Origin of the sequence: Enterococcus sp. CR-Ec1 (genome assembly GCF_002850555.1) — a bacterium.
GTDB classification, from domain to species: Bacteria; Bacillota; Bacilli; order Lactobacillales; family Enterococcaceae; genus Enterococcus_D; species Enterococcus_D entomosocium.
Window position 1 is genome coordinate 3,375,007 of sequence record NZ_CP025223.1, and the last position, 10,660, is coordinate 3,385,666.

Here is a 10,660-nt window from a genome sequence, read left to right on the forward strand (position 1 = left end):
TTTTCAGTAAGCACAATCATTCCTATAGACTCATTCCAATTGTTCTCCAATAAAAGGTTCTGTTGAAACGATCCGCATGTGTACACTTGTTTGATGAATCCACATGTGTAGCAACAATGCTACCATACCGCTTAGTAAAAACACAAACAGCTTTTTCCTAAGGTCTTGAAAATTCTCTTGATGACGCATGGGTTTCCTCCTTTTGCAGGTTGACTAAAAAAGAAAGCGACTATTCAGAATCAGATGCCGCTGGGGCTGTCTGATTGCCTAAGCTGATATCGAAGGTAATCGTATCTTCTAACGGTAAAAACTGATTGAACTTGCTCATCCCCACGATTGTCCCGTAGGGTTCTGCTGAATTGACATAACGGACTTGATAGCTGATGTTCGCCCCTTTTGAACGGAATTCATCAAAGAAGAGTTTTTGCAGATCCCCTTCAAGGATCTCGCTTCGACGGTAATCTTTGATATAAGGTTGACCTGCCGAATAGACGACTTCAATGCCTTGGTCATCTTTGCTGGTTAAGACGGTCCCGGCGGTCTCACTTTGCGAGATCAATTGTCCATAGGGCAGACTCTGAGTAAACTGCATCCGCATCCGCACAGTGACACCCTCAACAGCGGCCTGGGCATCATCTGGTAAAATCGTTGAAAAGTCTGGTACGGTGACCCCTTTCCCTAGGGAAATCGTTACTTGAAACGCATCCCGTTTCGCGATTTTTTCTTTTGGTGCCACGCTTTGTTCAATGACCTTGCCTTCTTCCACAGTATCCGAAGCCTGTTCTTTGACTTCAAGCTCCAGCTCATGGGCTTTCCCCCATGTTTCTACCTCTGCACGGGTTTTATCACTAAAGTCTGGTACTTCAATATCTTTTTCAAAGGTTTCTTCGCCTTTGGAATAAAAGACTCGTCCGACATCTCGACGATGATAGTTCTCTCGTGAGACTTCTTTATTGGTAAATTCTACTCGAATCGGTGCTTTTTCCTCGATCTCATCGTGGTATTCATCGACGATCGTCAAATTGCTTGCTTGATTTTTTTCGATCCACTCTGCTGCCTCGTCCCTCGTCATTTCCATAAAGTCTGGCAATGCCAATTTCTCTTCTGGATCAGGTCCTTGGCTCACGGTTAGATGCAGGGTGCTTCTTTTTCTGACTCGACTTCTGGCGGCTTCTGCTTGGGCGATCACTTGATTGGCTGGGGCTTCATCATAGGCTGGTGTGACATCAACCGCAAGATCATGTTCCGCTGCCCATTCTCTGACCTCTGAGATCTCTTTGTCCACAAAGTTATCCAACCGGACATACGCCAATTGGAAAAATAAAAAGCCGCTGAGTATAAAGAGTCCAAGCAAGGCAGCTAACCCTAGCAGTCGTTTTTTTCGCCGCTTCTTTTTGAAGGAGGGATCATGTTCGATCCCCTCTTCTAAAGAAGCTGAACCTTTTTCTTTGCGGGAAGCACGGGAAGAAGGTACTTCGGCTGCTGCTGATCCCTTGTCTGGCTGTTTCGGTTCTTCTTCAAACTTCGATAAAAAATCACTCATAGGCCGTCAACGCACCTTTTTTTAAGTAAAAAGTCTGATCTGACTGCTTGGCGATCTCGGTCGAATGGGTCACTACGATGATGCACTTGTTGTGGATCGCCGCTAGTTCTTTAAAAATATCCACGATTTCTTGTTCCATGCCTTCATCCAAATTCCCGGTAGGTTCATCGGCTAAAATGATATCAACGTTGGTCGCTAAAGCACGAGCGATGGCGACCCGCTGCTGTTCCCCACCGGAAAGCTGATTGACGAAACGATCGGCTTTCGTGGAATTGATGCCGATATAGTCCAGCAAACGATACGCAATTTGATCATGCTGATCCGGGAGTTTGTTGTCTGAAATCGCCATCGAAACAAGGACGTTTTCTAAAGCCGTCAAATAAGGGATCAAGTTGTAACTTTGAAAAATCAAACTGATTTTGTTGCGGCGATATTCTTCATAACCGATCGTTTTGATATTTTTTTCTTCAAAAAACACTTCCCCATCGGTTGGCTGATCCAATGCACTGATCAAGGAAAGAAAAGTGGTCTTTCCTGAGCCTGATTTTCCTAAGATCGTGTAAAATTTGCCTTTTTCAAAGGAGATATTGGTTTTATCTAAAATTTTCCGGCGATTCTCGCCATCTTGGTAGTAATACGTCATGTCTTTTGTTTCTAAAATTGCCATGTTCATCGCTCCTTACAGCATGATTTTTTTCGGATTCAACCGTAAAATATACAACAGCGGCACCACTGCCGAAAGCAAGATCGTCACGATCCCAGTCGCTAAAAAGGCGATCACATAAGATAAGGTATATTGAACGCGAAACGCCTCGTTGATCGTCGCTTGGTCGATTTTCGGTGCACCCACAAAGAATTGTTCCATCCCTGTCTGGTTTGCCTCTAGCATACTGCTGGTTAACAAAGATTCAGAAACCATCTTGCCCAGCATATTCCCTGTAACCAAGGAGATCAGCATTGCACTGACACCAATCAACAGGAGTTCGATCACAATCTGTGCAAACACGTATTTCCGGCGTTCCCCTAACGAAAGGTAGATACCTAACTCATATTTACGATCTCGGGTAAACAAGACAATGATCAAGGAGATAATAATCAAGGAAGCAATCACCGCAATCACTACGACATACGAGGAAATTTGTGATAAGCGATTCATACTGGTTCCCACACGGTCATACTCATCCGTAGAAGCATTGACCTTATAGCCATTTGGCAAGAGTGGTGTCACCTCTTGTTTGAATTGTTCTGCATCTTCTGGTTGATTCAAAATAAATTGCGGGGTAAAGAAATCCTTATCAGAACCAGGATCTGTCGCTGGAAATGCCGCTTGTTGCCCCGCACGTTCCTCTTCAACAATCGTTTTCACAGCATCATTTGGCATATAGATACGATTGAAGGGACTATCATCAAAAAAGGACGAACTCGAATTATCATTTTTTTCATTCGCTTTTTCTAAATTTGTGTTTTTAAAGATCCCGACGATTTCAATTGGGTAATCATTGCCTTTTTGTTTCTCTGTCTCTTCACCAGACGAATAGTCGATAAACTGTCCATCTAAGACCATGGTGTCACCGACGGCTAAGCCGTTTTCCTGAGCCAACTCTTCAGAAATCAACCCCACACGTTTTCCGGTACGCTGTTCCTCTTCAGTGAAGAAGCGTCCCTGTGTTAAATTCACCGTACCTTCTTCAAAGTCTAGCGGCTTTAAGAGATTGGTTCCTGCCAAATGGATCAAGGAAAGCATGCCCCCAACGATCATGACATTGTCATCATCTTCTTGACGACTAAAACGATAAGGTTTGAAGTTTTCAACAGCAATCGATGCTTCTCGCAAATAGTCATACTGTTTGACTTCCGAGCGCTCGCCAATTTGTTTGATCAGCTCCTCCGGCAGCGGCTGAATCTCCTCCATACTTGCGCCGCCCTCACTATTTGCCATCAAGGATTCATAGTCGATATCGATCGTTGCGAGGGAACCTAATTGGTTTTTGATCTGCTTTTCGACATTTTGAGTCGACTGATTGACCGCAATTGCGCCAGCGATCACATTTCCTAAAATTAGAATAACAGCAAACAATATTGCAGATTTTCCTCGCTTTCTCGTCACACTCAGCCATGCCCGTTTCATATAATTCAATTGCCAACATCCTCTCTTTTTTTCTCTAACAAAAGCATACTGGATGAACCTTTAGCGAATCTGTCATTTGGAAAATTTCTCAAAAAAAAGCAGATTCATAGAGGACTTTTGATCAAGAAAGACTGTCATTGCAATGATCAGCACCAGAAATGACCACTATTTGAATAACAAAAAAAGCCTCCTAAAACGCTGCTTATAGGAAGCTCGGCTATATTTACATAAAAAAAGACAAAAACCGCATCCGGGTCTTTGCCTTTTCACAATCCTATTCGTCAATTTTCTCATTTAATTCGCTGTTACGATAGCCATATACAAAATAGATCGCGATTCCGATCACTAAGGAGATCCCAAAAACGATCCAGGTCGCCGTTTGTAGACGGGTCATCAAGAAGAGACAGCTGGCAACGGACAACAAAGGCAATAACGGTACCAGTGGTACTTTGAATTCGCCTTTAGCAGGTGGGCCCATCATCTTCCGCAGCTTGATGATTCCTAAGGACATTAAGATCATATACGACAATGCCGCAATGTTGGTCAATTCTGCCAAGATATTCAATGGGAAAGCTGCCGCAAAGAAGAAAGCAAAAACACCCGCGATGTAGGTCGCTTTCTTTGGTGTTTGATGCTTTGGATCAATGGCTTGCATCGCTTTTGGCAATAACCCATCTTTACTGATGGCATATAACAGACGCGCCAAGGAGTACATCATAGCGATCGTCACTGTTAATAAGGTCAAGATCGCACCCACAGAAATGATTGATCCGACAACCCCATGACCGACATAACGCATCGCAAAAGCTACCGGATCATTGACTCCTAATTCAGCAAACGGAACGATTCCCGTCATGATCAGTGTGACAATGATATAAAGGACAGTTGCGATCGCAATGGAACCAATGATTCCTCGAGGGACATTTTTCTTGGCATCTTCGACTTCTTCCGCCGCCATTGCGACGGCATCAAAGCCAAGAAAAGCAAAGAAAACTAACGCTGCACCATTAAAAACGCCTGAAAAACCAAAGGGCATAAAGGGCTGCCAGTTGTCTGGTTCCACGAAAAAGGCACCAAAGACGATAAACAAGAGGATCACGCCGAATTTGACCCATACCATGGCATTGTTCAAACGTAACGCTTTTTTCGCTTCTTGGCTGACCCACAAGGTTACAAAAATAATGACTAAACCAGCGATCAAATCAATGTAGGTCCCCTTGCTTGGGTCATAACCGCCCGTCAACGCAGTTGGTAAATGGATATCCGCACTGGCCAAAAAGCCTTGCACATAGCCTGACCAGCCAGATGCCACCGAAGAAACGGCCAATAAGAACTCGCAAATCAAAAACCAGCCTGCCAGCCACGCGGTAAATTCACCAAAAACGACATACAGATACGAATAGGCGCCCCCTAAAACGGGGATCCGAGAAGCAAATTCCGCAAAAGAAAGCCCTGATAACACAACAACGATACCAGCTACAACAAAGGAAAGAATCAATGCCGGTCCGGCATACTCAGCAGAAGCAGTCCCTGTAACAACAAAGATACCTGTGCCGATAATGGCGCCGATCCCCAACATAATCAAATCTTTTAACTTCAACTCTTTTTTTAAATTCGTCACACTTTCCCGTTGTATGACTTTTTTTCGAAATAAATCCATAACTCCTCCTCAAAAATATACGTTTATGTTGCTTTCATATACCCCAGCAAAACACCGCCGATAATCACCAGCAGACAACCAATCACCACATACCGCAGTTCTTTTTTGGTTTTCTTTTCGCCGAGAATAAAAATCCCGCCTAGCGTTGAAATGATGATTCCCATCTGCGACAATGAGAAGCCCACCGCTAGTCCGACTTGCTGAACCGTGATCAGCATGCAGACATTGCCGATGCCCCATAACAATCCTGACAAGGTATTTTTCCCTACAAAACGGTCGACCTTCGTCTTTCTTAAAGCAAATAGGCTGGCACCGATCAGCATCCCGACACTTTGTGGCAAAATGATCGCCAATGGGTCCAATCCTGCCCAAGTAATCAAAATCGTATAGGCGCCGTACCCAATAGTGGATGAGATCAATGCCCGAAATCCTTTAGGAAAATCAAGCATCTTGCTGCCGGCTTCTACCGGACTTTCACCATCTTGGCGAGCGGTCAGATAAGCCCCGATCACCAATAAGATCAACGCGCTAACACCTAATGCATAATCGCGGGTCTGGGTCCATTCCGCAAAAAACAATGCACCGGCGACCGTATTTAAAATCAGCTGCATGCCGGTTGAAAGCGGCAGTCCAACAGACACACCTAAATATTTCATGCCATGGAATTGACCGTTTTGACCGACGGACCAAAAGAGACCAGACAAAAGACCGATCAAAATCACCTTTCCATCAATCACTGGCATCGTCACAAAATATACGACCAGAGAAAAGAAAAAGGCACCAATCGTCATTCCTAGCGTTTGCTGGTTCGCATCCCCGCCAAGTTTGGCACTTACTAAACCAATGCTGCCCCACGCAAACATTGGTACTAATGCAACGAGTATCTCCATTTCATTCATCCTTACCATTCAATTTTAAACACAGGCTTTAGTGTATCAGTGAAAACGTTCTAGGGACAAGTGATTTTTGTCAAAAAACACAAAAAGATACTCGAAAAAAAGCAGATTAGCGTTTTTCCTCATAATAACTCAACAAGGGAAAGAACAGCGTCATGGTGGTTCCTTTTCCAACTGTCGACGAAGCCGTTAGCTCGATGCCTAATTCCTTCGCTAAACTTTTCGCTAAAAAGAGCCCTAATCCCGTCGAGTGGGTGTCCGTTTGGCGCCCATTTTCGCCCGTAAAGCCTTTATCAAAGATGCGACGCATGTCTTCTTTAGGAATGCCGATCCCACTATCTTGCAAGTGGAGATAGGTTCCTTGGGCATCTTTTTCGATCCGAATTGTCAGCTGCCCATTTTGTGGTGTGTACTTAACGGCATTGCTGACCAATTGTCGAAAGATAAAGCCGAGCCATTTTTCATCGGTCAACACTTGCTGATCCTCACCTTCAACGGCATAGTGCAGGTTCTTTTGGATAAAATAATTTGCCTGACTGCGTAAAACCGGCTGGATGACGGCTTTCAATGAAATTTCTTGGACCAGATAATCTTTTGAAAAGCTGTCCAAACGGGCGACGTACAAGACTTGCTCGACGTATTCGTTCATGCGGTTCAATTCATTTTCTAGTAAGATGAATTTTTCATCTGGAATATCAAATTCGATCGAATGCAAAAGCAATCGTGATGCGGCTAAAGGTACTTTGATTTCATGGACCCACGAATCGATGTATTCCTTTTGTTCTTCTTGATTGCTGACGACTTGCTGCATCAATTCTTGGTGCTCTCGGATCAACTGATTGATGTAAGATTCGATCCGTTCTTCTTCCGCCGAGCGTGCTCCTTGCAAGTAGTTTTGCAGCAAGCTGTCTCCGGGCTTGGGGGTGATTTTTTGCCAAAAACGCCGCTTAGATAAGTAGCTGATTGCCAAAAAGAACACCATCAAGACACTTTGCATCAAAAAGAGATAGCCGACTGTACCCCAATCCATCGGGGAATGAGGAGTCAGCCAAAAAACTAAGACCGTCAACACGAAAAAGACCAGCCAGCCAATAAACAGCAGCCAACGATCTTTCAAAAAACTGCGCAAAACCCGCCACTTTGTCATGGTACGATATACCCTTGACCAACCTTGGTTTCAATGTAGCCATTCATCCCCGCTTGTTCGATTTTTCGTCGCAAACGATTGATATTGACCGTCAAGGTATTGTCATCTACAAAACGCTCGTCATCCCATAAGGCCCGCAAGAGTTTTTCACGACTTAAAATCTTGCCGTGATTTTTCATCAAAATATACAGCAGGCGGTATTCGTTTTTGCTAAGATCGATGCTTTCGCCATTGATATACATGCTGCTGTTGTCGATATTGAGGGTCAAACCGTTATGCACTAACGTCTCGCTGCTGCTTTCTACATAGTTGTAGGAACGGCGCAATAAGGCATTGATTTTTGCAATCAGAACGTCGATCTCAAAAGGTTTTGTCACAAAATCGTCCGCCCCCATATTCATGGCCATGATCATATCCATATTGGTATTGCGACTGGAAATAAAAATGATTGGTACTTTGGAAGCTTCGCGGATTTTTTGACACCAATAGTAGCCATCAAAAACCGGCAAATTAATATCCAGTAAAATCAGTTGGGGCTCTTGTTCTTCAAAGTCAGTCAACACTTGATGGAAATCCGTCGTGCCAAAGGTCTCAAACTGCCATTTTTCTAGTTCTTCGATAATCAGTTGGCGAATCACCGCTTCATCTTCTACTACCATTATTTTTGCCATATCCGTGAATTCCCTCACTTTGCGTAATTTTCTCCTCTTTACTTTATCAAATATCAAAAACGAATGCGAACATTAATCGCCGTTTTTAGCAAACCCTAAAAAACCTCTTCACTGTCCTGAGGAATCAGTGAAGAGGCAAACAAAAAACGGACGACTAGGTTACTCGATGATCTCAACAGTCTCAATTAGTAGTTTTCCGATAAACAATAAAATCCCATCGAAAAAAAGCACACTCATGTTGACACCTAATAGCATTGATAACCGTTCAACGACATCGATTTTTGGTCGTTTGTTCAAATAACGAAACAAGAAAAAATTCACACCATACGTCACTGCCATGATCAGCAGCATCAAGATCACCATTTTAGTTCCCTGCTTTTCTTCAAATTTTTGGTTGCTGTGCTAAAAACTGTGTCAGTTTGCTTTGATCGATGGCTTCATACTGCGATAGGAAGCGACCGATTGCTTGAACGACTGCCGGTAGATGACCCGCTTCATCATTTTCGATCTGCAGCACCAGCAGTGGTTCGTGCAAGCTCATTCGCAGCAAGAACCAGCCTTGGCCATAGGGCGCTGTCAAGTTGATGCGAATGCCTTCCTCATTTTCTGGATCGATCTGCCAGCCTGGCAGCAAATGATCGGCTAAATCCGCGATCACTTGGCGACCATAGTCTTGATAGTCGGCTTTTTGGATCGCAAAGCGCAATTCTTGGGTCTCGGCGGGTTGTTGCAACGCCGCGATCAGCTCATCCAGTGTCGTGCCTTGCTGTTGCAATTGTGGCAGCATCATCAAGAGCTTGGCGATCACGTACGCCCCGTCATCTAAAAAGAAATTTTCTTTAAACGCGGCATGCCCGCTGGTTTCGATGGCTAACTGTGTGTCCAGTCCTGCTTCATTCAATTCAATCGCTTTGTTGATCACATTGCGGTAGCCAGAAATATAGCGTACTTGCTGTCCTCCCAGTGCTTCGATAAAAGTTTTTAAATGATTGGAGGTTGGCGAATTGGTGACGATGCGCGTGCCTGGGTGTTCCGCTAAGATGATCTTGCTTAATACAGCAATCATATTGTTGCGGTTCAAGGGCTCACCGCTTTTGGTCACGACAGCCGAGCGGTCGACATCGGTATCGAAAATAATGCCTAGATCGGCTTGTTCTCGTAAGACGGCTTCACGAATACTTGCCATCGCCTCTTTATTGTCTGGATTAGGGATATGATTGGGAAAATGCCCATCCGGTTCTAAAAATTGCGAGCCATTCGTATCTGCCCCTAGCGGCAGCAACACTTTTTCAGCAAAAAAGCCGCCGGCACCATTGCCTGCATCAACAATGATCTTTAATCCAGCCAAAGGTTTTTCCTCATTGGTTCCCATCCCTTGGCGAATTTTTTGCAGTAGATCTTGGGCATAGGGCGTCAGCAGGTCTTTTTGCTGATAGCTTCCTTTTTCCGCTGCCTCATGAACGGTAGTGTGGGTCAAAATATAGTGGATATCCATTTTTTCGGCACCGCCTTGGCGGCTGAAAATTTTTATTCCATTAAAGTAATAAGGCAAATGACTAGCTGTCAGCATCACACCAGCATCACAGTCGAAATCCGCAAACTGTGTGCTCATAAACATGGCTGGTGTCGTTGCCAAGCCACAATCGATCACTGCCACGCCTTCTTGCTGCAGCTGTGCCATCAACACTTCTTGCAGTGCTTCGCCACTCAAGCGACTGTCACGACCGACTGCCACGCGAAAAGGTCCGCTGCCCTTTGTTTCCAACCAGTTGCGCAAGCCCGAAGCAACTTGCCGAACCGCTTGCTCCGTCAGCGTCACCTGTTCTTTTTCTGTTGCGATCGCAATCCCTCGAATATCAGAACCATTTTGCAAATCAACGATGTTCATTTCCTCCACCCCTTCTTGTAACCGGAATCAATTTTATTATACCAGAGAAAAAAGGAAATGAAATTGCTTTTTAGTATTTTTTACTATAAATAGTTTGCTTTCCTTATTCTTTAAACGGAATCCCTTCCAGTTGCAGTAGTCGGCGTTTGGTTGCTAACCCGCCCCGATACCCCGTCAAGCGGCCGTTTTTTCCTAACACCCGATGACAAGGAACCACGATCATCATTGGGTTACGCCCCACTGCGTTGGCGACAGCTCGGACAGCGGTCGGACGTTGAATGCGCAGCGCCAAGTCACTGTACGTAGTGGTTTCACCATAAGGAATTTGGGTCAGTGCTTGCCAAACGGTTTGTTGAAACGGTGTCCCTACAAAATCAAACGCAAAAGTAAACGTCACTGGTTCCCCTGCAAAATAAGCTTGCAGCTGCGTTTCAATTACTGGATCAAGGTCAGCTATACTACTGATTTCAGCCAATGGAAAGAATTTGAGTAATTCATGATGATCCTGCTGCCGACCAAAATACACTAGCCCTTTTTCCGATTGGACCACCTCATACCATTCTTCGTCTAAAACGATCTTTGCCAATGCTAGTTTCATATTTTCACCTCGTGGAATCCATTTTCCGCAGCACAACTGCTTACGTGCTGCCGCCGTTCTACGGCTGTCTCAGTGACAGTATACCATTTTTTCGAGCTGCGCAAAAAAACCGACTGGCTTACTGCCAAT

At 44.5% G+C, this 10,660-nt stretch carries 11 protein-coding genes; all 11 read right to left on the bottom strand.

Annotation, left to right across the window (positions count from 1 at the left end):
* Positions 1 to 30 precede the first annotated feature (30 nt).
* Positions 31 to 189, bottom strand: a complete 159-nt coding sequence (locus tag CXM95_RS18900) for a hypothetical protein (protein ID WP_016621946.1) — start codon at positions 187 to 189, stop codon at positions 31 to 33.
* A 40-nt stretch (positions 190 to 229) separates the two neighbouring features.
* Positions 230 to 1,543: a PASTA domain-containing protein gene (locus CXM95_RS16155; RefSeq protein ID WP_086298412.1), complete on the bottom strand. Its 1,314-nt coding sequence runs from the start codon at positions 1,541 to 1,543 to the stop codon at positions 230 to 232.
* The gene (locus tag CXM95_RS16160; protein WP_008379303.1) at positions 1,536 to 2,210 is read right to left on the bottom strand and encodes an ABC transporter ATP-binding protein; all 675 of its coding nucleotides are present in this window, start codon (positions 2,208 to 2,210) and stop codon (positions 1,536 to 1,538) included. The genes CXM95_RS16155 and CXM95_RS16160 overlap by 8 nt, the downstream gene beginning before the upstream one ends.
* Positions 2,211 to 2,222: 12 nt before the next feature.
* Complete coding sequence (locus CXM95_RS16165) at positions 2,223 to 3,671, bottom strand: ABC transporter permease (protein WP_016621948.1); 1,449 nt, start codon at positions 3,669 to 3,671, stop codon at positions 2,223 to 2,225.
* Between the two features lie 274 nt (positions 3,672 to 3,945).
* A complete protein-coding gene (locus tag CXM95_RS16170) occupies positions 3,946 to 5,331 on the bottom strand; it encodes an APC family permease (protein ID WP_005233503.1) in 1,386 nt (461 codons plus the stop codon).
* A 23-nt stretch (positions 5,332 to 5,354) separates the two neighbouring features.
* Positions 5,355 to 6,221, bottom strand: a complete 867-nt coding sequence (locus CXM95_RS16175) for a GRP family sugar transporter (protein ID WP_008379298.1) — start codon at positions 6,219 to 6,221, stop codon at positions 5,355 to 5,357.
* 115 nt (positions 6,222 to 6,336) lie between these two features.
* Positions 6,337 to 7,374, bottom strand: a complete 1,038-nt coding sequence (sapS, locus tag CXM95_RS16180; RefSeq protein WP_016621950.1) for a two-component system sensor histidine kinase SapS — start codon at positions 7,372 to 7,374, stop codon at positions 6,337 to 6,339.
* Positions 7,371 to 8,045, bottom strand: coding sequence for a two-component system response regulator SapR (sapR, locus tag CXM95_RS16185; protein WP_005227794.1), 675 nt, complete (start codon positions 8,043 to 8,045; stop codon positions 7,371 to 7,373). Before sapR ends, sapS begins: the two co-directional genes overlap by 4 nt.
* A 159-nt stretch (positions 8,046 to 8,204) precedes the next feature.
* Positions 8,205 to 8,408 (bottom strand): hypothetical protein, encoded by a 204-nt coding sequence (locus tag CXM95_RS16190; protein WP_005227790.1) that lies wholly within the window; start codon positions 8,406 to 8,408, stop codon positions 8,205 to 8,207.
* A 19-nt stretch (positions 8,409 to 8,427) separates the two neighbouring features.
* Positions 8,428 to 9,933: a phosphoglucomutase gene (locus CXM95_RS16195; protein ID WP_005233485.1), complete on the bottom strand. Its 1,506-nt coding sequence runs from the start codon at positions 9,931 to 9,933 to the stop codon at positions 8,428 to 8,430.
* Positions 9,934 to 10,036: 103 nt separating this feature from the next.
* Complete coding sequence (locus CXM95_RS16200) at positions 10,037 to 10,531, bottom strand: methylated-DNA--[protein]-cysteine S-methyltransferase (protein ID WP_005233483.1); 495 nt, start codon at positions 10,529 to 10,531, stop codon at positions 10,037 to 10,039.
* Positions 10,532 to 10,660: the final 129 nt, after the last annotated feature.